Raw genomic sequence first — 26538 nt, forward strand, 5'->3', positions numbered from 1 at the left:
CGCGCGTTTGCCGGTAGGGGCAGCCCGATCGGCGGCAGCGGCCGTTTCCGTGTTTTCTGGACACCCCGCTCCCGCTGCCCGACAATCACGAGCGTGACGTCGTCTTTCGAGTTCCACACGTACCCCGCGCGGCTGTCCGACGCGGAGCGCGACCGGGCGCTCAAGTCGCTCCGTGACGGCGTCGCCCTCGGCCGCCTCTCGCACGACACGTTCATTCGCCGCATGGAGCTGGCGCTCGCCGCCCGCAGGCCGGACGAACTCGCCGTGCTCACCGCCGACCTGCCCACCGAGGGCCGCTGGTCGAAGCTGGTGTTCGGCACCGTGGAGGCTGTCTCCGGCTTCACCGTACGGCTGCGCAGGGCCTGGCAGGCCGAGCGTCTCCCGAAGCTTCAGCTGCCCCACCCGGGCAGCCCGTACCCCCTGCGCATCGGCCGCGACCCCGCCAGCGGACTGCGGCTCAACCACGAGACGGTGTCCCGGGTGCACGCCGAGCTGAGCCGGCAGGGCGGCCGGTGGGTGCTGCGCGACCTCGGCTCGACCAATGGCACCACGGTCAACGGACGGCGTGTCATCGGCGCCGCCGTCGTCAAGGACGGCGACCAGATCGGCTTCGGGCGGATGATGTTCCGCCTCGCGTCCGACTGAGCCACGGCCCCACCGAGCTTTGGCCTGGGTTTCACACACCGACGTCGTCAACATCCCTTACGTTCCATGGTGTTGACGTACCCCAAGAGCCGTGACTGACTGTGCCTACACCATGCACATCAGGTGAACCGACGGCACCACATAGGTGGAGGTGTGCCCTGCCGCCACTCCTCCGCTACCCGACTGTGGACGAGCTGGGAGCCCGTGCGGCCGCGCTCGTCGCCCGCCGTCCGCGGGACGCCCGGCTGCGCCGCGTCGGCACCTCACGGGCGGGCACGCCCCTGTTGCTCCTGTCCGTCGGACACGGCAGCCGCCAGGCCCTCGTCGTCGCCGGACCGCACGCCAACGAACCCGTCGGCGGCGCCACGGCCCTGCGCCTCGCCGAACGGGCGCTCGCCGACCCCCGGTTGACCGAGGGGGCGGACGCCACCTGGAACCTGCTGCTCTGCCTCGACCCCGACGCCGCCCGCCGCAACGAGGCCTGGCTGTCGGGCCCGTACACCCTCGGCCACTACTTCCGGCACTTCTTCCGGCCCGGCTTCCTGGAACAGCCCGAATGGCTGCCCGAGGGCGCGGACGGCGCCGTACTGCCCGAGACCCGCGCCCTCCTCGGCCTCCAGGACGAACTGCGGCCCTTCCTGCAGTGCTCCCTGCACGGTGTCGACGTCGGCGGCGCCTTCGTCGAGCTGACCCGCGAGCTGCCAGGGCTCGCCCAGCGCGTCGCGCACACCGCCGCGCGCCTCGGCATCCCGCGAGAACTCGGCCCGTACGACACCCTGTACTGGCCGATGCTCGGGCCCGCCGTCTACCGCATCCCGCCGCCCCACAGGGGAGACCTGGCCGCCGCCATCACGGAGGCCGCGGTCGAGTCCACCTGGTTCCACCCGCACCCCTACGGCACGGTGACGGCCGTCGTCGAGGCCCCCATGTGGGGTGTCGCGGCCGTGGAGGACCCCGCGCGGCCCGCCGACGCCGACGCGATGCTGCGCACCGTCAGCCGTACGCTGCGCCACGACACACGGCTCCTGGAGGGCATCCTCGCGCGCGTGCGGACCGGCCTCGGCACCTCCCCGGACGTGGCCTGCCTCCTCGCGCCCGTCGACGACTATTTACTGGTCGGCCCCGGGCTCGCCGACTCGTGGGACCCCGACACATACGACCCCGACGCGCGCCCCCTGCCCCCGCTCGACACGGCCCGCCTGACGGCGCTGCGCCTCGCGGGACGCCGGGTCGCGCTGCGCACGGCCGGGCTGCTGCACCAGCTCGTGACCGGCTCCGGGCACGACCCGCACGGTGTGCTGCCTGAGCTCGACCGGCTCATCGACGAGTGGTGCGCCGACTACCGCGACGGCTGCGGGGCGCGCTGGATCCCGGTCGCCCGCCAGGTCGAGTACCAGGCGCGCGTCGTGCTCGCCGCGTTCGAACTCGCCGGGCGGCACGCGCCGGTGCGCTCCCGTTCGGGTGAGTCCGGGTGGGGTTCGGAGGCCGCGGTGCCGATGCATCAGGAATGACGAACGCACCTGGATCGACGAACGTACCTGGAACGACGAACGCACCCGGATCGACGAACGCACCCGGAAGGACGAAGACCCTTCGAGCGGTACGTGCCGGTCTGCTGGCCTCGGTCGCGCTCCTCACGACGGGTGCGGCCCCGGCCCACGCGGCGGCCCAGGAGTCGATCCCCGGCAACGGGCTCTACCTCACCGTCACCCACGGCGACGCCCGGTCCAGCGACACCCGCGGCACCCTGCTGCTCTGCGACCCGCCCCAGGGACACGCGCAGGCTGAGGAGGCCTGCGAGGAACTCCGCGCCGCCGGGGGCGACATCGACCGGATCCCACCCAGGGCGGACGTCCTGTGCCCCCTGATCTACGCCCCGGTGACCGCCTCGGCGCAGGGCGTATGGGACGGCCGCCGGGTCGAGTACAGGCATACGTTCTCGAACTCCTGCGTGATGGGAGCCGAGACGGGAGCGGTGTTCGCGCTGTAGGGCTGAGGCTCGGGACAGCCCTCACGCCGCGTTGTCGCGCGCGTGACGGGCCGCCGCCACCACCGTGCGGGCCTGGTGCTCGACCTGGTGCTCCAGCGGCACCCAGCGGGCGCGGAACCGTTCCGCGAAGGCGTCGCTCCAGACGGCCACGAGGCGTTCGAGACGCGCCGCCTCGCGGTCGTCGGCCTCCTGAAGGACACGCAGCAGCATCGCGGCGGCCCGCAGCGGGAGCCGGCGGCCGAACGCGTCGACACTGCCGACGTACGCCATCGTCGTGTCCGGAGGCGGTGTCTGGACCCAGTCGTCGGCGAGGCCGGGCACCAGTGCCAGCGCCCACTTGGCGGCCCGCAGGAGCGGCCCGTCGGGGCCCGGCAGCCTCGGCAGCGCCTCCGCGAGCACCGCCTCCACCTGGAGCGCGTCACGCAGCAGCCGGCGTGCCAGGCGCCGCATCGCCGCCGTCGGGGCGGGGTGCGGCGCCGGATCGTCCACCAGGTCGCTGGCCCACATCGGCACCTCGACGACGGCGGTCAGACCGCCGTAACGGTGGGCGTGGTACCAGGTGCTGTGCCGCGCGTCGTCGGGCATGCTCGGGTACGCCGTGTCCGAGCCGGGCGCCGGCATGACATGCACTCCGGGCCCGGAGGCGGGCCAGCCCGCGGCGTCCGACGCGGCCGTCTCCACCGGGATGTGCAACTCCGCCGCGGACTTGGCGAACGGCTCGGCGAGCCCCGGGATGTCCTTGGTCAGCTGCACCCAGCTGCCGCCCAGATCGGTTCCGTGCAGCGTCACCTGGAGGTAGGGCCGCAGTTCGTCGATGACCCGGGTCAGGGCGCGGGTCTCCGGCGGCAGCCGGTCGGGGGGCAGGACGGACGGCGACCACTCGGGCTGCTCGGGCCCGGCCGGACGGAAGAAACCCAGGTGGTAGTCGAGCAGGGTGCGCGGCGCCGGCGTCACATGGAGGCTCGCCCCGTCCGGGTCCGCGCAGAGCAGGAAATGCCAGGAGGTCTCGGCCCGCAACTCCCGCTCGTGCAGTGCACGTTCGGCCAGGGCCAGCAGGGTCGAACCGCCCGTCGGTTCGTTCGCGTGGGCGCCCGCCACGACGAGGACCGCGCGCCGCGCGTGGCCGACGGACAGCAGGTGAAGGGGCCTGCCCGCGCGCGAGACGCCCACTTGTCTGAGGACGCACAGGCCGGGTCGGTGAGCCGCCAACGCCCGGGCGGACGAGACGATTTCGGTCACACTGGGGTAGCGCAACTCCGGCAGGAGACTCACCCCCGACTTGTCCGCCCTGCGTCGCTTTTGGCAGTACTCCACGGACTGGGTGAACTGTCAAGGAGATGGCGGGGCGGCTCCAGGGGGCGCCTAGTGGCATTTACCGCTGGCAGGGGGGTGTGCACCGTCAGAGGGAGGATCCACCGTCGGCCGCGCGGGGGGATGCGCCACAGGCCGCGTCCGCACGTTTCATGGCCCTACGGAGAGGGGTTCTACGAAGAGGGCCCCTACGGACAGGCGCCCCACGGAGTGGCGTCCGATTCACCCGTACGGGTGTACGGGGACTGCGGACCGGAGGCCGCGGTGGTCGGCTGGGAACAACCGCGCGCGGGTCCTGCGCGCACATCCGAGGTGGGAGGCCGGCGGTGCTGTGTCCTCACGGCCTTCCCGGCGAAGGCGCGCCCGCTGCCACGCCGACGGGCCCGCCGCCCGTACGGCTCCTGTCGGCACCCCCAGGCACCGGAGCACGGAACCCGTCCGCGCCGCCGAGCCCGCTCACCCCGGAGACCCCCTTCACGCCGCTCAGCCGGTTCGAGCCCCCGAGCCCGCACCCCGTGATCCCGTCGGTGCCGCCGAGCCTGCTCGCGCCCGGAACCGAGCGTGACCCGTACCCGCTGTACCGGACCCTCCGTGAGCGCCACCCGCTCGTGTACGACGAGCCGTTCGGTGCCTGGCTGGTCAGCAGGTACGCCGATGTGCGCGCCGCGCTCGCGGACCCGCGGCTCGTCGCTCCGCCACCCGGACGCACCCTGACCCACCTGGAGGGCGGCACGCACAGCGCGCACCGCGCCCTCGTCTCCCCGGCGTTCCGCGGGCGCGCGCTGGCCGCCCTGACCGCCGGTGTCGCACGCACGGCGTACGTCCTCGCCCGCCGCCTCACCGCCCGCCGGGAAGCCGATCTCGTTGCCGAGTTCTGCCACTGGCTGCCCACCGCGGCGGTCGTAGCCGCACTCGGGCTGCCCTACGAGGACACCGCGCGCGTGCACGCGTGGTGCCGTACGGGCCTCGACCACCTGGGCGGCCACCACCCCGAACTCGAATCCTTCCTCCGCCCGTACATCGCCCGCCGCCGCGCCCACCCCGGCGCCGACCTGCTGTCCGCGCTGTGCACGGCCCGGGCGGACGGGCGCCCGCTGTCCGACGAAGCCGTGGCGGGGCTGGCCGGGACACTGCTGGGCGCCGGCGGCGAGGCGACCGCACGGGCGCTGGCGTCGTTCCTCGCCAATCTGCTCGACCACCCGGGCCAGTTGGGGGTGATCCGTGCCCGTCCCGCGCTGACGGCCGGTGCCTGGGCCGAGTCGCTGCGCCGCGATCCGCCACTCCACGTCGTGGCGCGCCAGGCCGCCGAACCCGTGGGTCCGATTCCCCAGGGCGCCACCGTGGCGTGTCTGCTGGGTGCCGCGGGCCGTGACCCGGCACGGTTCGCCGACCCGGACCGCTATGACGCCTTCCGCGCCGACCCGGGAGAGCTCGCGTACGGCTCCGGACGGCACTTCTGCCCGGGCGCCCTGCTCGCCCGGCTCACGGCGGAACACGGTCTGGACGCCCTGCTGACCGTCCTCCCCGACCTCCGCTGGGCCCCTGGCTTCCGGCCCGTTCCGGAGGGCCTGGTCAGCCGCTCGCCCCGGACCCTGCTGGTGCGCCTGCGCTGACCCGCTCCAGCAGCACCACGGGCAACCGCTCGAAAAGCTCCTCCACGCACGCGTGCCCGGTGAACTCCCGCTCTGGGGAGAGCACATCGATCCAGCGCCCCTCGGGGAGCACGAGCCGGGTGTCGCGCCAGCCGCCGGCGTCGGCCAGCCGCAGCGACATCCGCGTGACGGCCGTGACCACCTCTCCGGAGCGCACGAACGCCACACAGTGCGCGGCGCCCGGGCCCGTTGCCGACAGCGGCGCGTACGTCGCCGAGTCGCCGAAGACGGCCGGGCGCCGCCCACGCAGTCGCAACGCGGCCGTGGTCAGCGCGGCCTTCTCCGAGGGGTGCCCTCGCGGCTCCTGGGGCTGCTGGGTCTCGTGAGACTCCTCCGGCTCCTGCGGCTCGAACGGCTGCCGGTTGTCCGGGTCCACCAGTGCGAGGTACTCGCCCTCCGTGCCCTGGTAGACGTCCGGCACCCCGGGCATCGTCAGATGGACCAGAGCGGCCCCCAGGACGTTCGCCCGCACATGCGGTGTCAGGGAGGCCCGGAAGCCGGCCACGCGCCGTCCGGGCGCCCCGCACGGACCTTCGGCGACGAACGCCGCGACCGTGTCCTCGTACGCGGGATTCCGCTCGGTCCAGGCGGTGTGCAGTCCGGCCTCCCTGACATGCTTCAACAGGGCTCCCTGGACACGCTCCTCGGAGGCCGGGCCGAGTCCGAACACCGTCTGCCACGCGGCCCACGCCAGCTGCGGGTCGGGCACACCCGTGCCGTCGCGCGTCACCTCCGCCAGGACGTCGGCCCATCGCTCGGGGCACTGGGTGAGCACCGAGAGGGCCGCGCGTACGTCGGCGCTGCGTTTCGTGTCGTGCGTCGACAGGACGGTCCCGGTGGCGGGCCAGTCGCGCTGCACGCGCGCGCAGTAGGCGTGGAAGTCCTCCGGGGACACGGCCGGACCGCCCGGGGCGCCGCCCACCTCGTTCGCCGACAGGAGGGGCACATAGCGGTAGAACGCGGTGTCCTCCACGGACTTGGCCCGCAGCGCGGACGAGGTCTGCGCGAACCGGGCCCGGAACTCCGCGTGTCCGGGCCTGTCACCGGCCCGCCCGGTCACCAGGTCCCGTACGACATCCACGGCGTGTGCCTCCTCGGGCACCGCGAAGACCGCCCGGGCCTCGTCGGCGGCCTCCTCGGTCACCACCAGGGAGGCGTCGGTGGAGGGGTAGGGCCGGTACACCTCAAGGCGTACGAGGAGTTCCCGCAGCGCGGTGCCCAGGGCCCAGGGGGCGTGATCGCGCGACGCCGGGTCCGCGGACGTGGCGCACACCTCGCTCGCCTCGCGGGTGAGGCGGTCGATCTCCGTGGCCAGCTCGTGCGTGACCACCTTGTACGCCGCCCTGCGCACCGTCGACTCCCAGTGGCCGCCCCGGTCGGCCTGGGGGGCCGCGAACCGCCGGTACTGGCCGAGGAGTTCGCCCGCGCCCGCCGGGTCCGTGAACAGGCCGTCGATGTGCCGCAGCGCGTCGTAGCCGGTGGTGCCCGCGACGGGCCACGCGGCCGGCAGCGGTTCGCCGTCCGCGAGGATCTTCTCGACCACCGTCCAGCGGCCTCCGGTCGCTTCGTGCAGGCGGCGCAGATAGGCGTCCGGGTCCGCGAGACCGTCCGGGTGGTCGATGCGCAGCCCCTCGACCACGCCGTCGTCGAGCAGCTCCAGGATCTTCGCGTGGGTCGCCGCGAACACCTCCGGGTCCTCGACGCGCACTCCGATGAGCTCCGAGATGCTGAAGAACCGGCGGTAGTTGAGCTCGGTGCGGGCCAGCCGCCACCACGCCGGGCGGTACCACTGCGCGTCGAGGAGCTGCGGCAGCGGCAGCTTCGCGGTGCCCTCACGCAGCGGGAACACGTGGTCGTAGTAGCGCAGTATGTCGCCGTCGACCTTCAGGTGGTCGATTTCCGCGCCGAGCCGATCCCCGAGCACCGGCAGCAGCAGCCGGCCGTCCTGGGCGTCCCAGTCGATGTCGAACCATCGCGCGTAGGGCGACTCGGGGCCCTCGCGCAGCACCTCCCACAGGGGACGGTTGTGGCGCGGGGCCATGGCCATGTGGTTCGGCACGATGTCCACGACGAGGCCCAGGCCGTGCTCCCGCGCGGTGCGCGCCAGGGAGCGCAGCCCCTCCTCGCCGCCCAGTTCGGCCCGCACGCGCGCGTGGTCCACCACGTCGTAGCCGTGCATCGAGCCCGGGACGGCCTCCAGGACGGGCGACAGGTGCAGATGCGAGACGCCGAGCGAGGCCAGATACGGCACGGCCGCCTCGGCGGCCCCGAAGGGGAACTCCGGCTGCAACTGCAGCCGGTACGTGGCGGTCGGCACGGCGGGAACCACCGGGCCGGGGACCACCGAGTCCGGAATCACCGGGTCGGGACGCTCAGGTGTCATGCGAACCTACGTACCCGCCCCACCGTCTTTCGTGTCATCGACGCATGCATACGGGCAAGCGCGCGTGGCTAACGTCGAACGATGGGGAGCGCGGGGCGGGGCGGCAGGCGGGGTGTCGATCGGGGCGCGCACGGCGCGAACAGCGCACAGGAGGCGCACGCCGTACTCGACGCGCCCCTCGGTGCCGGCGACACGCCCCTCGGCATCGACGACACGCCGGCCGCGACCGACGGCGTGAACGGAACACCCGGAGCGCGTCGCGGCGCGAACGCGCCCCCGGACCCGCCGCCTCCCGGTGCGCACAGCACCCTCGGCACCTACCGCCGCGTCGTCGCTCTCACCGGCGCCGCGCTCCCCGTCGTCTCCTTCCTGGCACGGCTGCCCACCGCCACGATCCAGTTCGGCAGCGTGCTGCTCGTCGCGCGGACGAGTGGCTCGCTGGGCACGGCGGGCCTGGTCGGTGGCGCGCTCGCCGTCGGACAGGTCGTCTGCGGGCCGCTCGTGGGCCGCCTCGCGGACCGGCACGGCCAGCGCACCGTCGTCCTCGTCTTCTCCTTCGCCAACGCCCTCGCGATCGCCGCCCTGGTGACGGGCGCGCTCACCCATCTGGCCCCGGCGCCCCTCGCCCTGCTGGGCGCCCTCGCCGGAGCGAGCGTGCCGCTCATCGGCCCGCTGGCCCGAGCCCGCGTGGTCGCCCTGGCCCGCGGCACCGGCACCGGCGACCGCACGGTGAGCACCGCCCTCTCCTTCGAAAGCACCCTGGACGAGATCTCCTTCGTACTGGGCCCGGCGCTCGTGGGGCTCGCGGCGGTGCTCGCGCACCCGGCGTACGCGCTGGGCGCCGCGGCGCTCCTGGTGGCCGTGTGCGGAACAGGCTTCGCGCTGCACCCCACGGCCACTGCCGTGAGCTCCGCGCGCACGGCTCGCAAGCGGGCGCACGTGAATGCCGCACGCCCCCGCATCGCCCTCCCCGCCCTCTCTGCGGCTCCCCGCATCCCCCGCTCCGTCCACGCCCTGCGCGCCGCCCTCGCGCTCCAAGGCGCCATGTTCGGCGCCTGCCAGGCCGGAATCACCGCGCTCACCGAGCGGCTGGGAGCGGCGGACCAGGCCGGGCTCGTGTACGCCGCGATGGGGGTCATGAGCGCCGTCGCGGGGCTCTCGATGGCCGCCCTGCCCGCACGCGTCGGGCTCCGAGCGCGCTGGCATGCGGCCACCGCGGCGGCCCTCGTCCTGTCACTGCCGCTGCTCTGGACGGACAGCCTGTGGGGCCTGTACGCCGTTGTCACCGTCCTCGGTGTCGCGTACGCCCCGCATCTGATCACCGTGTTCGGGCTCACAGAGCGGGCCGTGCCGCCGGCGCGGCTGGCCGAGGCGATGGCCTTCGCGACGAGTGCGATCGTCGGAGGCCAGGCCCTCGCCGTGGCCGTCACCGGACGCCTGGCGGAGTCCTACGGCCCCGGCGCGGCGTTCGCGGTGGGGAGCGCGGTCGCCGCGCTGGCCTGCGCCATCTCGCTGACGGCACGCCCGACGACGTACGCCGAAACCGAAAAGACCCTCCACGCGCGCGTGCACACAAAGACGGAGACGGAGACGGAGGACGATTCCCACGCGTGCGTGCCCCAAGAGAACACGCCCTCCTAGGCAGGCCGCTGCAGCACCGTCATGCTCCGGTCGATCAGCGTCAGCCGGTCGCCGGCCTCGACCTTGGCGCCCGTTCCCGGAGCCACTCCCTCCGGGCGGGCCGTGTCGACGACGACCTGCCACTGCCGGCCGTGGTCGACCGGTACCAGGAACTCCAGCGGCTTCGGTGAGGCGTTGAACATCAGGAGGAAGGAGTCGTCGGCGATGCGCTCCCCGCGCGGGCCCGGCTCGGAGATCGCGTTGCCGTTGAGGAAGACGGACAGCGCCCGCGCCTGCGCGGAGCCCCAGTCGCGCTGGGTCATCTCCTTGCCCTCCGGGGTGAACCAGGCGATGTCGGACAGCTCGTCGTGCGTGCCCTGCACCGGCCGTCCGTGGAAGAAGCGCCGCCGCCGGAAGACCGGATGGTCGCGCCGCAGCCACACCATCGCGCGCGTGAAGTCCAGCAGCTCGCAGTCGCCCTCCGGCCACGGCACCCAGGCCAGCTCGCTGTCCTGGCAGTACGCGTTGTTGTTGCCCCCCTGGGTGCGTGCGAACTCGTCGCCGTGGCTGAGCATGGGCACGCCCTGGGAGAGCATCAGCGTCGCGATGAAGTTGCGCATCTGGCGCGCCCGAAGCGCCAGTACGGTCTCGTCGTCGGTGTCGCCCTCGGCGCCGCAGTTCCAGGACCGGTTGTGGCTCTCGCCGTCGCGGTTGTCCTCGCCGTTGGCCTGGTTGTGTTTGTTGTTGTACGCGACGAGGTCGTGCAGGGTGAAGCCGTCGTGGCAGGTCACGAAGTTGATGGACGCCAGAGGGCGGCGGCCGTCGTCCTGGTAGAGGTCCGACGAGCCGGTCAGCCGGGACGCGAACTCCGCCAGCGTGCGCGGCTCGCCCCGCCACATGTCCCGTACGGTGTCGCGGTACTTGCCGTTCCACTCGGTCCACAGCGGCGGGAAATTGCCCACCTGGTAGCCGCCCTCGCCGACGTCCCAGGGCTCGGCGATCAGCTTCACCTGGGAGACCACCGGGTCCTGCTGCACCAGGTCGAAGAACGACGACAGCCGGTCCACCTCGTGGAACTGGCGGGCGAGGGTGGCGGCCAGATCGAAGCGGAAGCCGTCGACGTGCATCTCGGTGACCCAGTAGCGCAGCGAGTCCATGATCAGCTGGAGCACGTGCGGGGAGCGCATCAGGAGGGAGTTGCCGGTCCCCGTGGTGTCCATGTAGTAGCGGGGGTCGTCCGCGAGTCGGTAGTACGAGGCGTTGTCGAGGCCCCTGAAGGACAGCGTCGGGCCCAGGTGGTTGCCCTCGGCCGTGTGGTTGTAGACGACGTCCAGGATGACCTCGATGCCGGCCTCGTGCAGTGCCCGGACCGCCGACTTGAACTCCAGGACCTGCTGGCCGCGGTCGCCCCAGGAGGCGTACGCGTTGTGCGGGGCGAAGAAGCCGATCGTGTTGTAGCCCCAGTAGTTGCTGAGGTCCATCTCCACCAGACGGTGGTCGTGCACGAACTGGTGTACGGGCATCAGCTCCAGCGCCGTGACGCCCAGTTCCGTCAGGTGTTCGATGATCGCCGGGTGTGCCAGCGCCGCGTAGGTGCCGCGCAGCTCGTCGGGCAGCGCCGGATGCTGCATCGTGAGGCCCTTCACATGGGCCTCGTAGATCACCGTGTGGTGGTACTCGGTGCGCGGGCGCCGGTCGTCGCCCCAGTCGAAGTACGGGTTGACCACGACCGCCGACATGGTGTGCGGCGCCGAGTCCAGGTCATTGCGCTTGTCGGGGGCTCCGAAGGGATAGCCGTACACCTCCTCGCCCCACTTGACCGAGCCGCTGATGGCGCGCGCGTACGGATCGAGGAGCAGCTTCGCGGAGTTGGTGCGCTGCCCGCGCTCGGGCGCGTACCGCCCGTGCACCCGGAAGCCGTACCGCTGTCCGGGCATGATCCCCGGCAGATACGCGTGCCGGACGAACGCGTCGGTCTCGCGCAGCTCCACCGCCGTCTCCGAGCCGTCGTCGTGCAGCAGACACAGCTCGATACGGTCGGCGGCCTCCGAGAAGACCGCGAAATTGGTACCGGCACCGTCGTACGTGGCACCGAGTGGATATGCCTCTCCAGGCCAGACCTGCATGGATACGACTCTTCCAGTAGTGCCGTGCCCCTGGGGGCGACTCCGAGCCGAGTCTCCCCGAAAGTGATGGAACCTCCTATGACTTACGTCCCTCTTACCCGATGACCAGGCATACACCGTATGCCGAACCAGTGGGGCTCAAGCGACTCCTGATGACATAGGGGGAGTAGGGGGAAATGTGCGCAAGATAGTGCACCGCCATCTGGGCAAGGTGGTGGCAGGTGCGGCCATCGCGGTGGCCGGGACGGCCGTCATGGTCGGAATCACCCTGCCGGGCACGGCGGGGGCCGACGACTCGGGCGGGACCAAGGGCGGCACCGGGACCTCGCAGCAAGCCGGACAGCAGGGGCAGGCCGCGGCGCAGCCGGGCGTCGTCGAGCAGGCGCCGGCCGAGGGTCAGAAGGGCAAGGGCCGCGACCCGCTGACCGACGACGAGATGAAGCGGGTCGAACAGATCGCGCGGAACCAGCAGTCGTTCAGCGCCAGTGAGAACGTCGAGGGCAAGCGCGGCCCGCAGCGCGTCAGCCTCAACCTCGCCGAACCCGACACGGACGAACTGGACGACCCGAACGCGCCCAGGCGTGCCGACGTGTCCTTCTACGACTACAAGAACGACACCCTCGTCACCAAGACCGTCAACCTCGACACCGGGAAGGTCGAGCAGACGGGCACCCAGCGGGACGTCCAGCCGCCCATCAGCCGCGACGAGATGACCGAGGCCGCCAAGCTGCTGATCGCCGACCCGCTCGGCGCGGGCCTGAAGGCGGACTTCAAGGACGCCACCGGCAAGGAACTGACCTCGCCCGACCAGCTGATGCTCAACAGCATGGTCTACCGGGCGACGTCGGGCGCCCAGCCCGCCGTTCTCGACGCATGCGGCAAGCACCGCTGCGTACGGCTCTTCCCGAAGGTCAAGAACGGGCCCTGGATCGACAGCCGTGACCTGGTCATCGACCTGAGCGCCCGCAAGGTCGGCAAGCTCGGCTGAGCGCCGCTTCTCCGACCTTCATCTGACCTCCCACCCTTTCCTGCTTTCCGCAAGGAGTCACTTCTTCATGCGCGTCAACAGAAACAGCCGTGCCCGCAGCCGGACGGCGGTGGGCCTCTCTGTGCTCGCCCTCGCCGCCGGGGCGACGACGGCCGCGGGACCGGCCGTCGCCCAGCCCAAGACCGCCTCCGCGGCGGCCGCCGACTGCAGCGCGGCGTACAAGATCGAGCAGAAGCTCTCCACCGGCACCACCTGGCGGATGTGCTGGCACTACGAGAGCGAGGCCGGGCTCGTCCTGGAGAACATCTCCTACCAGCCCCCCGGCGAGGCCCAGCCGATCAAGGTCCTCGCCAGCGCGAAGCTCGCCCAGATCGACGTCCCCTACGACGACGGCTCGGTCGAGTACAGCGACCTCACGGGCGCCGGCTTCGGCCAGGGCCTGATGGACATGGCGCCCGGCGAGTGCCCCGGCGGCACCATCAAGACCGTCAAGGTCCCCGATGCCTGGGACCCGCAGCACGCCAACGTCAACGGCCTGTGCACCACGACCCGTTCGCGCGGCCACGCCTACCGCATGCAGGCCGACACGGGGAACAAGGTCTTCCAGAAGCAGGGCAAGGACCTGATGATCTACACGGTCAACAAGGTCGGCTGGTACGAGTACATCACCGAGTGGCGCTTCCAGGACGACGGCACCCTCAACATGAATGTCGGCGCCACCGGCAGCCTCTCGCCCGGTGACTACGACGCGGGCGACGGCCGAGGCTGGCCCATAGGCAAGGGCGCCAAGGCCTACGCCACCAGCCACAGCCACAACGTCTTCTGGCGGCTCAACTTCGGCCTTGACGGCTCCTCCAAGGCCAAGGTCGAGCAATACGACTCCGCGGTCAGCCCTCCCGCGGCCGGCGCCGAGGCCCCGAGCAAGAAGACCACCCTCACGAAGATCACCAAGGAACTCGCGGGCGACGCGAAGAACTCGCGCTGGTGGCGCCTCGTCAGCAACACCGGCAAGAACAAGGACGAGCACGCGCGTTCGTACGAGATCGTGCCGGGCGCGACCACCAAGTACCTCGGCCGCGCCTTCACCAAGCACGACATCTACTTCACCGAGTACAACAAGTGCGAGCAGTTCGCCAGCGACAACCTGCGCAACTGCGGTGCCGGACACGGCAAGTCGGTCGACAAGTGGGTCGACGGGCAGACGCTCACGCACCCCGTTGTCTGGGTGAATGTGGGCTTCCACCACATCGCGCGCGACGAGGACCAGCAGCCCATGCCGGTCCACTGGCAGGGCTTCTCCATCGCCCCGCGTGACGTCACCGCTATGAATCCGCTCACTCCGCCGGAGCTGGCGGACCAGAACGGGCATGTGGAAAACGGTAGTTGAGAAACGACCTGTCCATCGGGCTGCACCGCCCGCCGCTCCCGGAGTACCCTTCCTTGATCGTTGAGTAGGGGAGAGCTCGGGGGAGCGGAAGGCGGTGCGCGGGTGGGCTCGGGAGGGCTGGAGTTGCCTCCTGGTGACGAGGGTCACGAGGGGAACTCCACAGATGTCCCACCCGGCGCGGTGTCCCTGGCGCGGCCGATGGAAATGGGATCCATTGGACCGGAGTTGGACTGGGGTGCCGACGCCTGGCGCGAGGTGCGTACGCGCGCTCAGCGAGCCGGGCGCGCCTACATCTGGCTGAACCTGGTCGAACAGCGGCTGCGCGCGGTCGTGGCCGCTGTTCTCCGTCCCATCTACGAACCCGTCCACGGCGACGAGTGGGTGGTCGCCGCCGTCGGGCCCGCCGGGCAGGAGTGGGTGCAGCGTGCGGTCGCCGTACGCGAAGTCAGCCGCCGCAAGGGGTACTTGCTCGACCCCGCCGACGACAACGTGCTCAGCTTCCTCACGCTGCCGCAGCTGCGCGAGCTGATGGTGCAGCACTGGCCGTGCTTCGAGCCCTACTTCGACGAGCGCCGCGACGTCGAACTCGCCCTGGACGAGCTGGAAGTCACCCGGAACGTGGTCTCCCGCAACCGGGCCCTGTCCGAGGCGGTGCTGGGCCAGGCGGAGCGGGCCGCGGCGAAACTCCTGGAGATACTCGGCGCCGGCAGCGATGTGCCCTCCGCACGACGGCTGCCCGTGGACGCCGTGGAGGACCTGGTCGGCGACCGGTACGCGGACGTGGTCGGCGTGCACTCGGACCGGGTGCGGCTGCTGCGCCAGTTCCCCGCCGAGGACCTCTTCGGCGGCGCCCGCCGCCTCGACGCCATCGGTATCGGTCTGAATCTGCTGGTGCAGAACTTCTCCGGGCGGCGGCTCGTACGCCTCGCGGAGTCCGGCTGCCGGGTACGGCTGCTGTTCCTGAACCCCGCCTCCAGTGCGGTCAAGCGGCGTGAGCGCGAACTCGGCATCAAGCGCGGGGAGTTGAGCCGCGCCGTCGAGATGAACATCCTGCACATGCGCCGGGTGCGGTCCAAACTGCGTGACCCGGGCGCCTTCGAGATCCAGGTCTTCGACGAGACGCCCCGCTTCACCGCCTACCTCGTGGACGGCGACGGCTCGGACGGTGTCGCGGTCGTGCAGTCGTATCTGCGCCGCACGCGCGGCATGGAGGCGCCGGTGCTCGTCCTGCGCGGCGGCGGCCGGGTGGTCAAACCGGGCGACATGGATGAAGAGGGGCTTTTCCCGACCTATCGCGAGGAGTTCGAGGTGGCTTGGGCGGATTCACGTCCTGTGTCCTGAATGTCTGCTCTTTGGTGGGGCCTGAACGGCCGTCCCTCAGTAGCACCAGAACGGCCGTCCCTCGGCAGAAGCGGAACGCGGTCCTCGGATTGTCAGTGGCTCATGGGATCGTGGAGACCACTGGGGGAAAGCACCACGAAGAAGGGGGGCCGCCCATGGGCTGGCACCGGGAGCTGCTGATCGGCTTCGACCTGGAGACGACCGGGACCGATCCGCGCGAGGCACGCATCGTCACGGGTGCCGTGATCGAAGTCAGGGACGGAGAGCCGATAGGGCACCGCGAGTGGCTGGCCGATCCGGGCGTGGAGATTCCGGTGGACGCGGTGGCCGTGCATGGGATCACCAATGAGCGGGCGGCCGCCGAGGGCAGGCCCGCCGACCAGGTCGCCGACGCGATCGCGGAGGTCCTCGTCGGGTACTGGAAGACGGGCGTTCCGGTCGTCGCCTACAACGCGGCCTTCGACCTGACCCTGCTCTCCGCCGAACTGCGGAGGTACGCACTGCCGTCGCTGCGCGAGCGGCTCGGCGGCATCGACCCCGCCCCGGTCATCGACCCCTACACGATCGACCGCTCCGTGGACCGCTACCGCCGCGGCAAGCGCAACCTCGAAGCGGTCTGCACGGAGTACGGGGTGGCGCTGGAGTCCGCCCACGACGCCTCGGCCGACGCGCTCGCCGCGGCCCGGCTCGCCTGTGCGATAGCCGGCCGCCACCCGAAGGTCGCGGCTCTCGGCCCGGCGGAGCTGCACCGCCGCCAGATCGAGTGGTACGCCGAGTGGGCAGCCGACTTCCAGAGCTTCCTGCGCCGCAAGGGGGACGCGGAGGCGGTGGTGGACGGGACGTGGCCGCTGCGGGACCTGGCGGACGAGAAGGTCTGACCGGCCTTCCGGTTCAGAAGGCCGGGGCCCGGCGCAGGGTCGACTGGGGTCGGTGCAGGGGCGGTAGGGGCGGGGCAGGGTCGGCAGGGGCCGGCGCACGGTCAGAAGGAATGCCAGCGCACCGTCTCGTCCTCGTCCCGCAGTGACGCCACCCGGCGTTCGAACTCGGCGAGGGCTTTGGGATTGGCCGGTGCGTGCTGGGCGACCCAGGCGCAGCTGGCGGTCTCGCGGGCTCCCCTCAGCACGGAGCAGCCCTCCCACTCGCGGACATCCCAGCCGTATGCCTCGGTGAACGAGTCGTACGCCTGGGCCGGGAGCCCATAGCGGTCGCGGGAGAGGGCCATGACCACCAGGTCGTGCTCGCGCAGGTCGGCGGAGAAGGTCTCCAGGTCGACCAGGACCGGGCCGTCGGGGCTGACATGGACATTGCGGGGCAGCGCGTCGCCGTGGATGGGGCCCGGCGGCAGATGTGGGGTGAGCGCGGCGGCGGCATCCGCGAAGCCGTCGCGCCTGGCCCGAAGATACGCCGCGTCCGCGGGGTCGATCGCGTCGCCCGCCAGGCGCAGCCAGCGCTCCACACCGCCCAGCAGCTCGCGGGGCGGCAAGGCGAACGAGGGGGAGGGCAGTGCGTGCACCACCCGTAGCAGTTCGGCCAAATCCCGCGGCTCCGCGGGGCGTACGGAGTCGGGCAGCCGGTGCCACACCGTCACCGGGTGACCGTCCACCAGCAGCGCCTTGGCCTCGGCGGCCCGCACCGCGGGGACGCCCGTGTCGGCGAGCCAGGCCGCGATGTCCAGTTCCCGCCGCGCACGGTCGAGGAGTTCGGCGTCGCGCCCCACCTTGACCACCAGGTCACCGGCGGCGAACACCGCGTTCTCGCCCAGGGCGAGGAGCGTTGCGTCCCCTACCGACCCCGGCAGCACACCCGCCGTGGCCAGTACGTCCCGCGCCCGTGCCTCGTCCATCCTTCGCCTCCGTGTCCTTGCGGTGCTTTCGCCGTCTCGCCGTGACCGCGGTGTTCGCCGTCCTCGCGCTCCGCGCGCGCACGGCGTCGTGTTCACGCCATTCGCTGGCCAGTGTCGCATTCCCACAGGTCGGACGGCGTGCACGGTGCCTTGACGACCCACCCCTCCTTCACGACCATGACGGGGGCCGCGTGGGCGTTGGGCCTGGTCGTCATGGTGGCGCCTGCGGGCGAGCAACCCCCACCCACCCGCAGCCGACCGGGTGGCGTCCGGCATGCCCTCCGGGCGGACGACGCCACCGTGACGACCAGGCCCTGACCGTGACGAGCCGCCCGAAGGAGCCGATTCCATGACATTGGCGACCGCGACGAGGCGGTCGGTGAAGCAGGCGACCGGCAGGGGCGGGGACCGCCGTCCCGTCGATCACGGGGCGTGGTTCCTGGTGCTGCCCGCGCTGATCCCGATCCTGGTGCTCAGTGTCGGACCGCTGCTGTACGGGATCGCGCTGGCGTTCACCGACGCGCAGTCCGGGCGGACCGCGTCCACGCGGTGGACCGGGGTCCTCAACTTCCAGGACCTGCTGCACGACACGCTGTTCTGGGACTCGTTCCGGATCGGTCTGCTGTGGGCGGTCGGGGTGACGGCGCCGCAGTTCCTCCTCGCGCTCGGGCTCGCTCTGCTGCTCAACCAGGAGCTCCGATTCCGCTGGCTGGCGCGTGCCCTCGCGATCGTCCCCTGGGCGATGCCCGAGGTCGTCGTCGGCATCATGTGGCGGCTCGTCTACAACCCGGACGCGGGCATCCTCAACGAGACCCTGCGCGACCTCGGCCTCGGCGACGGCCGCGACTGGCTGAGCGGCCTCGGCACCGCCCTGCCCGCGGTGATCGTGGTCGGCGTCTGGGCGGGCATGCCGCAGACCACGGTGGCGCTGCTCGCCGGGCTGCAGAACACCCCGCGCGAACTCCACGAGGCGGCCGCGATGGACGGCGCGAGCGCCTGGCGCCGGTTCCTGACGGTCACCTGGCCCGCCCTGAGACCGGTCGCGCTCGCCATCACGGCGCTCAACTTCATCTGGAACTTCAACTCGTTCGCGCTGGTCTACGTGCTGACCAACGGAGGACCGGGAGGGCGTACCCGGCTCCCGATGCTCTTCGCGTACGAAGAGGCGTTCCGCTACGGGCAGTTCGGCTATGCGGCGGCGATGGGCTGTGTGATGGTCGCGGTGATCTCGGTGATCCTCGCGGTGTATCTCGTGGGCCGGCTGAGGGGAGATGAGGACGCGTGAAGACGAGCAAAGGGGCCCGCGCGGGCCAGTACCTCGCACTGCTCGGCTATCTCGTCTTCCTGGCCTTCCCCTTCCTCTGGCTGATCTCCACCGCCTTCAAACCGGCCCGCGAGCTGGCGAGCCTGCACCCCACCTGGATCCCCAAGGACCCCACCCTCGCCAACTTCCGCCAGGCCTTCGACGAACAGCCGTTGCTGCGCGCCGCGCTCAACTCGCTGATCGCGGCGCTCGGCGCGGCGGTCGTCGCCGTCGTCATCGCGACCCCGATGGCGTACGTCATGGCGCGGCACCGGACCCTGCTGGCGAAGGCCGGCACGGGGTGGGTCGTGGTGAGCCAGGCGTTCCCCTTCGTCCTCGTGATCATTCCGCTGTTCCTGGTGCTCAAGAACCTCCGGCTGATCAACTCACTGCCCGGCCTGGTCATGGTGTACGTGGTGTGGGCGCTGCCGTTCGCACTGTGGATGCTGGTGGGGTACGTACGGGCCGTGCCCACCGAGCTGGAGGAGGCCGCCGCGGTGGACGGCGCGGGCCGGGTGCGGACGCTGGTCTCGATCACGGCGCCGCTGCTCGCGCCGGGCATCGTGGCGACGGCGCTGTTCGCGTTCATCAGCGCGTGGAACGAGTTCTTCTTCGCGCTGGTGCTGCTCAAGACGCCGGAGAAACAGACGCTGCCGGTCGTCCTCACGCACTTCCTCGGGGCGGAGGGCGTCGCGGACCTCGGCCCGCTGGCCGCGGCGGCGTTCCTGGCGACCCTGCCGTCGCTCGTCATCTTCGCGATCATCCAGAAGCGGATCACGGGCGGCATGCTCGCCGGGGCGGTGAAGAGCTGATGCGGACGAGACTGCGGGCCGTCCTGGCCGTCTTCGGCCTCCTGCTCGCCGCGTGCACGGGCGGCGGCGGTGGTGGATCGGGCGGAGGGATCACCCTCCACTTCCAGTCCCTCGCCTGGCAGCAGGAGTCCGTCGCCGCCAACAAGGAGCTCGTGAAGGAGTGGAACGCGGCGCATCCGGACATCAAGGTCGAGTACGTACAGGGGAGTTGGGACAGCGTCCACGACCAGCTGCTCACCTCCTTCGAGGGCGGTGAGGCGCCCGACATCATCCATGACGCCTCGGACGACCTCGCGGACTTCGCGTACGGCGGCTATCTCGCCGATCTGCGCGAGCTGCTGCCGGAGCGGCTCACGTCCGACATCCCGCAGCACAGTTGGGAGACGGCGACCTTCGGGGGAGGGGTCTATGGCGTGCCGTTCCTCCAGGAGCCGCGCGTCCTGATCGCCAACGCCACGTGGCTCCGTCAGTCGGGCGTCCGCATTCCCACTCCGCAAAAGCCGTGGACCTGGGACGAGTTCCGCACGATCGCGAAGCAGCTGACCGGCAACGGTAAGTACGGCGTCGCGTGGCCGCTCAGGGAACCGGTCTCCGCGACGCTCAATCTTTCCCTCTCCACGGGCGGGCAGATGTTCCACCGGGGCGAGGACGGCAAGGTGACGGTCCGCTTCGACGCGGCCGACGAAGTGGTGCCGCGGACCGTGCGCGACGAGGTGAACACGGACCGGAGCGCGTCGGGCGCGACCCTCGGCATGGGCGGCTCCGACACACTGCCCGGCTTCTTCGGCGGCAAGTACGCGATGGTCCCGCTCGGCTTCTCCTACCGCCAGCAGATCGCGCAGCAGGCCCCGAAGGGCTTCGACTGGCAGGTGCTGCCCGCCCCGGCCGGCGCGGACGGGCTCACCCAGGGCGTCAGCCCCCAGACTCTGTCCATCGCCGAGGACAGCCCGCACAAGAAGGAGGCCGCCGAGTTCATCGACTTCCTGCTCCAGCCGAAGAACATGGTCCGGCTCGCCCTCGGCGACTGGATGCTGCCCACCGGCACCGAGGCACTCAAGGACCCCGCCCTGCACACCGCCAAGGACGACTGGGCGACCGGCACCGCCCTCGCCGCCCACCTCCGCTCGGCGCCCGCCCAGTCCGTCCGCGGCTACCCGGAGTGGAAGGACAAGGTCGCGACCCCCGCGTTCCAGGAGTACTACAGCGGGGCGATCGATCTCGGGGAACTCCGCCAACGCCTGGTGAAGGACGGAAACTTGGTGCTGGCCCGCTATCAGCGCTGAGGGTCCCGGGACGCCGGCAGGGCCCGTACCTCTCGCATGTCGCAGCTGTTCCGGAGCCTTTGCGCCTCCTGGAAGTCCGCGTACGCGTCGGCGTACCTGTAGCCCGCCGCGAGGGCGCTCGCCCGGTCGAAGAGAGCACGCGCCGACAGTGCCTCGTCGCCCAGCCGGCGGGTCAGTGACACGCCCTCGTCGAAGAGCGGCAGCACGGGTTCCAGGAAGCGGTTCCCGCGGTGGAGTTCGGAGTGGAGCGCGGAGCGGATCGTCAGCTTGCGGTGCGCCGCGACCCGGTCGGCGGGGTCCTCCGCACGCTCCACGGCCTCCCGCAGCGCGGGCAGCTCCGCGAAGTGGCGCTCCCGGAGGTCGGGCGCCCAGTTACGGACGTAGGCGCCGAGGGCCGGTCCCGGACGGCCGGGAGCGGGCAACTCGGCCGCCCGGCCGGACAGCCCGAACAGGACAACCCAGTAAGTGAATTGGTAACCGCTCCAGACCTTCGGCTCACCGTTCGCTGCCAGTTCGGCGAGCAGGGTCGCGGCCTCGTCGAGTGCGGCGGAGGCCGCGTCGCGCTGCCCGTACCCGTCGTACAGTTCCGCCTGGCGCAGGAGGGCCAGCAGGAGCGAGGTCAACGAGGTCTGGCCGAGGGCGAGTTCGCCGCGTTCCAGCTCGACGAGTTCCTGGGCCGCGACCAGTGCCGTCTCCCGCAGTCCGGCCGCCTCGGCCTCGGCGCACCACTCGATGAGAGACCAGGCGAAGCCGCCGCTCTGCGCGCCGCCCGGCCGTGAGTGCCGTACGAACTCCTCCAGAAGCTCTGCGGCCTCGGCGTGCCGACCCTCCTCGGCCAGGGAGTGCGCCCACAGGGTCAGACCCGACCACAAGGGGGCATCCGGGTCGGCGTCGACCGCCCGTCGGCTGATGCCCGCCCTTTCCTCGCCCACGGTCAGAGCCTCGGGGCGTCGCCCCAGCTCGAACAGCCCGCTCTGGTACCACTTCAGCGCGTCCAGCAGGACCTCCGCATGGCGCGGGTCCGACTCATCGAGCCGCCGTGCGGCATCGACCGCCTCCCGGTAGAGGTCCAGCCGGGCTTCCGGCAGTTCCCGCAGTGAGTCGTCGAAGCTGAGGTGAATCAGTGCGTTCGCCAGCTTCGGCGCATACGACGCCGGGCTCACCTTCGCCAGCACCCGGTACGCCTCGACCTCCTGCCGACGGGTGAGCCGGGCGGAGCTCAGCAGCACATTGCGCGCCTGGAGCACCGCGTCCTGATCCACGTCCCCGCTCATGGTCCTTGCCCCCGCCCCCGGTAACACCCGTTCGCCCACTTCGGCTCGAACGTTTATACGTCATTCCAGTCCGGAATGCGGCCCCCGCCGGCACACTCGGCTGCCATGCGAACCGGTGCGAAAAGGGCCTGTCGGTCCCTCAAGGAAACCAACAGGCCCTGTCGCGACAGGAGTTACACCCCGGCCCGCTCACCCTCCCGGGCCGGCGGCAGCGCGGCCTCCGGCGCCTCGTCGTGCGTGAGGTCCGGCAGCCGGTTCAGCCACTTCGGCAGATACCAGTTGCGCTCGCCGAGCAGCGCCATCACGGCGGGCAGCAGCACACCCCGGATGATCGTCGCGTCGATGAGCACCGCGGCGGACAGGCCCACACCCATCTGCTTCATGGACTGCATGGACAGCGTGCCGAAGATCGCGAAGACGGCGACCATGATGATCGCGGCGCTGGTGACGACACCGGCCGTGGTGACCACCCCGTGCCGGATCGCCTCCTTGGTGGAGCGGCCGCGCAGCCGCGCCTCACGGATCCGGGAGACCACGAACACGTGGTAGTCCATCGAGAGCCCGAAGAGGATCACGAAGAGGAACAGCGGCAGCCAGGTGACGATGGCACCCACGCCCTCCGCGCCCACCAGCGAGGCACCCCAGCCGTGCTGGAAGACGGCGACGAGGATGCCGTAAGCGGCGCCCACCGACAGCAGGTTGAGGGCGATCGAGGTGATCGCGACGGTCAGTGAGCGGAACGACAGGAGCATCAGCAGGAAGGCGAAGACCACGACGAACGCGAAGACCGGCACGACGGACCCGATCAGCTGGTCGTTGAAGTCGTGCGAACCCGCGACCTGTCCGGTGATCGGCGCCTGGATCCCGTCGACCTTGCCGAGCGTGGCGGGCCGCACCTCGTCGCGCAGCTTCTCCAGGCTCGCTCCGGCCTTGTCCTGGTCGGAGCCGCCGACCAGCGGCACGTACACGAAGGCGACGTTCTGCGCGTCGTGCAGCTTGATCTCCACCGGGCCGCGCGAGGCACCCGAACTGACGGCCTGGGCCTTGAAGTCGGCCAGCGCGTCCCGGACCTCCGGCGCGTTGATGTCCTTCGCCGTGACGACCACCTCGGCCGGATCGGAACCGCCGGGGAAGGCGTCGTTGACCCGGTTGTACGTGCCCACGATCGGCAGCGAGTTGCCGAACTCCTGGTCCAGCGTGAGGTTCTGCGTCTTCATGCCGACCGCGGGCGCCGCGACGGCGAGCAGCGCGCCCGCCGCGAGGACGACGGACAGTGCGGGCTTGGCCAGCACGCCCCGCAGTACGGCCGTCCAGAGCCGGCTCTCCCCGTTGCCCTTGCGCCGACGCCGCCGCAGGAACGGAATGCGCCCCTTCTCGACCCGCTCGCCCAGCAGGGACAGCAGCGCAGGCAGCACCGTGACCGACCCGACCATGGCGACCGCCACGACCATCAGCGAGGCCAGGCCCATCGCCTCGAACCCGGCGAGCCCGGTGAAGAGCATGCCCGCCATCGCCACGCACACGGTGACACCGGAGACGATGATCGCGCGGCCACTGGTCGCGGCGGCGATCCGCAGCGCGGCATCGGCGTCCCGCCCGGCCTCGCGCTCCTCGCGCTCACGGCGCAGATAGAACAGGCAGTAGTCGACACCGACGGCCAGACCGACCAGCAGCATCACGGAGTTGGCGGTGTCGCTCATCGGCTGCAGATGGCTGACGATGCCCATCAGGCCCATCGTCGCCATGATCGCGGTGATCGCGAGGGCCACCGGGAGCAGCGCCGCCACCAGCGCGCCGAAGGCGATCAGCAGAATGCCGAGGGCCACCGGAACCGCGGAGTACTCGGCCTTCTTGAAGTCGTCGCCGAACGCGTCGGAGAACGTCTTCTGCATGCTGGCGCCGCCGATCTCCTCGATCCGCAGCTCGGCATGGTCCTTCTGGACGCCCTTGACGGCGTTCAGCACCGGCTCGACGCGGTCGCCCGCGGTCTCCGCGTCGCCGCGCAGGTCGAACTGCACGAGCGCGCTGCGGCCGTCCTTCGAGATCGTCTTCGTGTCGTACGGCGATGTCACGTCCGTGACCTTGCCGGTGCCCTCGACCGCCTTGACCACGGCGGCGACGGCGCCCCGGAACTCGGCGTCCGTGGCCGTGGTGTTCGCGTCCTTCGCCTGGATCAGGACGGTCTCACTGGCCGGCTCCGTGATGTCGGCGTCCTTGATGATCTGGGCGGCGGTGTGCGTCTCGCCCTTGAGCTGGTCGTCCTCCTTGAGGTCGACGCGGCCCGCCGCCGAGCCGATCCCCATGGCCAGGACGACGAACAGCACCCAGATTCCGACGGCCGCCCATCGGTGCCGGGCGCTCCAGCCGCCGGCCCGGGCGGCGATGCCCCGCACCCGTATTTCTCCGTTCGCCATGACGGGCTAGCCCCCTTGTGTGCGGTGACAGCCCCCTGCCGTCACCTTTCGTTATGAAGGTATGGGCTGGATAAGAAGCTCTCGTCGTGCTGCCTGGTGAACCCCCGAGGCCGTGAGTCGTCCGCTGGGACCCCGGGGTCTCCGCACTGGGGAGGATGGAAGCCCCTTACACGTAACGGGACTTCTCGGGGATGTGGATCAGGGGTGTCCGTTCTGTCGGGCGGAGCCCGCTTTGTTATTTCGAAAGGTTGTTGATTAAGTCACAGCTTCATGTAGGTGTTGATCTGAGCGGACCGATCGGCCAGGGTTTCGTGCCAACCCGCCGGTAACTTCCGGCGCGGGCCGCGGCCTTCGTGCCCACCCCCACGGGGCACGAAGGCCGCTTTATGGTGTGCGGATGACAACGACGACGTACGCGGCGCTGTTGCGCGGGATCAACGTGGGCGGCAGCAAGAAGGTGCCGATGGCCGAGCTGCGCACCCTGATGGAGGGGCTCGGGTACGGCGGCGTAGGCACATATCTCCAAAGCGGCAACGCCGTCTTCACCAGCGACCACGGCGACGAGGACTCGCTCGCCGCGGAGCTCGCACAGGCCATCGAGAAGCACTTCGGTTTCACCGTCGCCGTACTGGTGCGGGACCACGCCTATCTGAAGGCCGTACGCGAGGCGTGCCCGTTCCCGGCCGCCGAACTGGAGGCCAAACAGCTGCACGCCACGTACTTCTCCGGCCCCGTCGACGCCGGGCGCTTCGCCTCGATCGACCAGGCGGCCTTCCTCCCGGAGGAGTTCCGCCTCGGCGACCGCGTCCTGTACCTGTACGCCCCCGACGGCCTCGGCCGGTCCAAACTGGCCGAGAACCTGTCGAAGCCCAAGCTTCTCAAGGGCATCGTCGCCACCACCCGCAACTGGAACACCGTCGTCAAACTGGAGGAGCTGACCCGTGCCTGAGCGCGACACCGCCGTCGATGCCGCTGTCGAGGGCGCCATCGCGGGCGAACTGCGCCTGCTGGACCCGGAGATCCGTCGCTCGCCCGAACGGGTTGGCGCGCTGCTGCACCCCGACTTCCATGAGTTCGGCGCGTCGGGGCGGATCTGGGACCGCGCCTCGATCATCGCCTCCCTGGCCGCGGACGACGACTCCGACGGCCGGCCCATCGCCACCGCGCACATGAAGGGCGTACAGCTCGCCCCCGACCTGGTTCACCTCACCTTCGACACCGACCACAACGGCCGCCGGGCGCACCGGAGTTCACTGTGGCGGCTCACCGGGCAGGGGTGGCAGTTGTACTTCCACCAGGGGACGCTGTACGGCTCCGGCGCAGCGTGACGTTGCGTACGCCGCCGTCGGCCGTGTACGAGCGGATCTCGTCCGGCACGGTGAGGCGCGGGTCCTGGTAGAGGCGTCGGAGCTCGTCTTCCGTACGGGCTCCGGCGACCGTGTCGGTCAGGGCGATGTCGTCGTCGGTGAGGCCGGCGTCATCGAGGATCTCGGGGCCCCAGCCGTCCCAGGGGAGCACCTCGACGCCGTTGAGGGCGGCCAGATCGTGGCCGACGTTGGCACGGACGTACCACAGGCCCCTGATGTCCTCCAGCCAGCTGACCCCGAAGGCCGCGGGGTCGGCCCGCCCGGCCCGGCACTCCCGCCACGCCTTCCCGGCCACGACGAACTGATCCCTCGGGACGTCCAGCGGATCGAAGGACACGTCGTACGGGCCGTACGCGATCTGCGCGTCCGCGAGCCGCCAACTGCTGTCCGGCAGCCGGTATTCGGTGACCCAGTGGTCCTCGTGGAACCCGTTGATGAAGTAGGTGGCGAAGCCGCAGCGCAGCCGGGCGGGTGTGCCCGTCGCGCGCAGCAGCGAGCACAGCAGCAGGGAGAAGTCGCGGCAGGTTCCGACGAACCGCTCGGCCGGCTCCCGCCGTTCGGTCAGCGGCCGGCCGGAGCGCTCCCGCAGGATCCGCAGCACTTCCGTCACGTACCGCGACTCGGCGTCCTCCGCCAGCCACTGCTCGGGGATGGCGTGCCCGAAGAGTTCACCCTCTCCCCGATGGATGATCAGATTCCGTACGAGACGGGCGAGTTGACCGGGTTCCCGGGGAAGATCGCCGACATCGAGGTCACCGGGATCGCTGAACACGCTCTGGGTCAGGTAGAAGTCCATGCC

Annotated in this window: 21 protein-coding genes; 14 read left to right on the plus strand and 7 right to left on the minus strand. The window is 71.1% G+C overall.

What is annotated here, in order from left to right; genetic code table 11:
- Positions 1-93: 93 nt before the first annotated feature.
- The 3 genes from AB5J50_RS38315 to AB5J50_RS38325 all read left to right on the plus strand — a co-directional run bounded on the left by AB5J50_RS38315 (position 94) and on the right by AB5J50_RS38325 (position 2635).
- The gene (locus AB5J50_RS38315) at positions 94-645 is read left to right on the plus strand and encodes a DUF1707 and FHA domain-containing protein (RefSeq protein ID WP_327432603.1); all 552 of its coding nucleotides are present in this window, start codon (positions 94-96) and stop codon (positions 643-645) included.
- A 185-nt stretch (positions 646-830) separates the two neighbouring features.
- A complete protein-coding gene (locus tag AB5J50_RS38320; protein WP_369263275.1) occupies positions 831-2156 on the plus strand; it encodes a M14 family zinc carboxypeptidase in 1326 nt (441 codons plus the stop codon).
- Positions 2153-2635, plus strand: a complete 483-nt coding sequence (locus AB5J50_RS38325; RefSeq protein ID WP_369263276.1) for a subtilase-type protease inhibitor — start codon at positions 2153-2155, stop codon at positions 2633-2635. The genes AB5J50_RS38320 and AB5J50_RS38325 overlap by 4 nt, the downstream gene beginning before the upstream one ends.
- 21 nt (positions 2636-2656) lie before the next feature.
- Here the strand turns inward: AB5J50_RS38325 and AB5J50_RS38330 are convergent, their stop codons facing one another.
- Positions 2657-3907: a M14 family zinc carboxypeptidase gene (locus AB5J50_RS38330; RefSeq protein ID WP_327432606.1), complete on the minus strand. Its 1251-nt coding sequence runs from the start codon at positions 3905-3907 to the stop codon at positions 2657-2659.
- A gap of 365 nt (positions 3908-4272) precedes the next feature.
- Between AB5J50_RS38330 and AB5J50_RS38335 the strand changes: the two genes are divergently transcribed.
- Positions 4273-5559: a cytochrome P450 gene (locus AB5J50_RS38335; RefSeq protein ID WP_369263277.1), complete on the plus strand. Its 1287-nt coding sequence runs from the start codon at positions 4273-4275 to the stop codon at positions 5557-5559.
- Here AB5J50_RS38335 and treY read toward each other — a convergent pair.
- Complete coding sequence (treY, locus tag AB5J50_RS38340; protein WP_369263279.1) at positions 5519-7981, minus strand: malto-oligosyltrehalose synthase; 2463 nt, start codon at positions 7979-7981, stop codon at positions 5519-5521. The genes AB5J50_RS38335 and treY overlap by 41 nt on opposite strands.
- A gap of 81 nt (positions 7982-8062) precedes the next feature.
- Between treY and AB5J50_RS38345 the strand changes: the two genes are divergently transcribed.
- On the plus strand, positions 8063-9622 hold the full coding sequence (locus AB5J50_RS38345; protein WP_369263281.1) for an MFS transporter: 1560 nt from the start codon (positions 8063-8065) through the stop codon (positions 9620-9622).
- Here AB5J50_RS38345 and glgX read toward each other — a convergent pair.
- Positions 9619-11727, minus strand: a complete 2109-nt coding sequence (gene glgX / locus AB5J50_RS38350; RefSeq protein WP_369263283.1) for a glycogen debranching protein GlgX — start codon at positions 11725-11727, stop codon at positions 9619-9621. The genes AB5J50_RS38345 and glgX overlap by 4 nt on opposite strands.
- A 178-nt stretch (positions 11728-11905) precedes the next feature.
- On the opposite strand from glgX, the gene AB5J50_RS38355 reads away from it, so the two are divergent.
- From AB5J50_RS38355 to AB5J50_RS38370, 4 genes are all read left to right on the plus strand, one after another.
- The gene (locus AB5J50_RS38355) at positions 11906-12715 is read left to right on the plus strand and encodes a Tat pathway signal sequence domain protein (RefSeq protein ID WP_327432611.1); all 810 of its coding nucleotides are present in this window, start codon (positions 11906-11908) and stop codon (positions 12713-12715) included.
- Positions 12716-12782: 67 nt separating this feature from the next.
- The gene (locus AB5J50_RS38360) at positions 12783-14102 is read left to right on the plus strand and encodes a copper amine oxidase (RefSeq protein ID WP_369263285.1); all 1320 of its coding nucleotides are present in this window, start codon (positions 12783-12785) and stop codon (positions 14100-14102) included.
- Between the two features lie 102 nt (positions 14103-14204).
- Positions 14205-15443: an SAV2148 family HEPN domain-containing protein gene (locus AB5J50_RS38365; RefSeq protein ID WP_369265623.1), complete on the plus strand. Its 1239-nt coding sequence runs from the start codon at positions 14205-14207 to the stop codon at positions 15441-15443.
- 155 nt (positions 15444-15598) lie between these two features.
- The gene (locus tag AB5J50_RS38370; RefSeq protein ID WP_369263287.1) at positions 15599-16321 is read left to right on the plus strand and encodes a 3'-5' exonuclease; all 723 of its coding nucleotides are present in this window, start codon (positions 15599-15601) and stop codon (positions 16319-16321) included.
- Positions 16322-16422: 101 nt separating this feature from the next.
- Here the strand turns inward: AB5J50_RS38370 and AB5J50_RS38375 are convergent, their stop codons facing one another.
- The gene (locus AB5J50_RS38375; RefSeq protein WP_369263288.1) at positions 16423-17286 is read right to left on the minus strand and encodes a phosphotransferase enzyme family protein; all 864 of its coding nucleotides are present in this window, start codon (positions 17284-17286) and stop codon (positions 16423-16425) included.
- 349 nt (positions 17287-17635) lie between these two features.
- Here AB5J50_RS38375 and AB5J50_RS38380 point away from each other — a divergent pair, with 349 nt between their 5' ends.
- From AB5J50_RS38380 to AB5J50_RS38390, 3 genes are read left to right on the plus strand one after another with little or no spacing between them, the layout of a single operon-like run.
- Positions 17636-18571 (plus strand): carbohydrate ABC transporter permease, encoded by a 936-nt coding sequence (locus tag AB5J50_RS38380; RefSeq protein ID WP_369263289.1) that lies wholly within the window; start codon positions 17636-17638, stop codon positions 18569-18571.
- Complete coding sequence (locus tag AB5J50_RS38385; protein WP_327432617.1) at positions 18568-19401, plus strand: carbohydrate ABC transporter permease; 834 nt, start codon at positions 18568-18570, stop codon at positions 19399-19401. Before AB5J50_RS38380 ends, AB5J50_RS38385 begins: the two co-directional genes overlap by 4 nt.
- Positions 19401-20684 carry an ABC transporter substrate-binding protein gene (locus tag AB5J50_RS38390; protein ID WP_369263290.1) on the plus strand — a complete coding sequence of 428 codons (1284 nt, stop codon included), beginning with the start codon at positions 19401-19403 and terminating at the stop codon, positions 20682-20684. Before AB5J50_RS38385 ends, AB5J50_RS38390 begins: the two co-directional genes overlap by 1 nt.
- Here the strand turns inward: AB5J50_RS38390 and AB5J50_RS38395 are convergent.
- Positions 20675-21958, minus strand: a complete 1284-nt coding sequence (locus AB5J50_RS38395) for a hypothetical protein (protein ID WP_369263291.1) — start codon at positions 21956-21958, stop codon at positions 20675-20677. The two genes, AB5J50_RS38390 and AB5J50_RS38395, sit on opposite strands and share 10 nt — an antisense overlap.
- Before the next feature lie 173 nt (positions 21959-22131).
- Complete coding sequence (locus tag AB5J50_RS38400; RefSeq protein WP_369263292.1) at positions 22132-24372, minus strand: MMPL family transporter; 2241 nt, start codon at positions 24370-24372, stop codon at positions 22132-22134.
- Between the two features lie 397 nt (positions 24373-24769).
- Here AB5J50_RS38400 and AB5J50_RS38405 point away from each other — a divergent pair, with 397 nt between their 5' ends.
- Complete coding sequence (locus AB5J50_RS38405) at positions 24770-25321, plus strand: DUF1697 domain-containing protein (RefSeq protein ID WP_369263293.1); 552 nt, start codon at positions 24770-24772, stop codon at positions 25319-25321.
- Entirely contained in the window at positions 25314-25700 is a 387-nt protein-coding gene (locus AB5J50_RS38410; protein ID WP_369263294.1) for a DUF4440 domain-containing protein, read from the plus strand. Before AB5J50_RS38405 ends, AB5J50_RS38410 begins: the two co-directional genes overlap by 8 nt.
- Here AB5J50_RS38410 and AB5J50_RS38415 read toward each other — a convergent pair.
- Positions 25636-26535, minus strand: coding sequence for a transglutaminase-like domain-containing protein (locus AB5J50_RS38415; RefSeq protein WP_369263295.1), 900 nt, complete (start codon positions 26533-26535; stop codon positions 25636-25638). The genes AB5J50_RS38410 and AB5J50_RS38415 overlap by 65 nt on opposite strands.
- Between the last annotated feature and the right edge of the window lie 3 nt (positions 26536-26538).

This window comes from Streptomyces sp. R35 (assembly GCF_041053035.1).
GTDB lineage: Bacteria > Actinomycetota > Actinomycetes > Streptomycetales > Streptomycetaceae > Streptomyces > Streptomyces lutosisoli.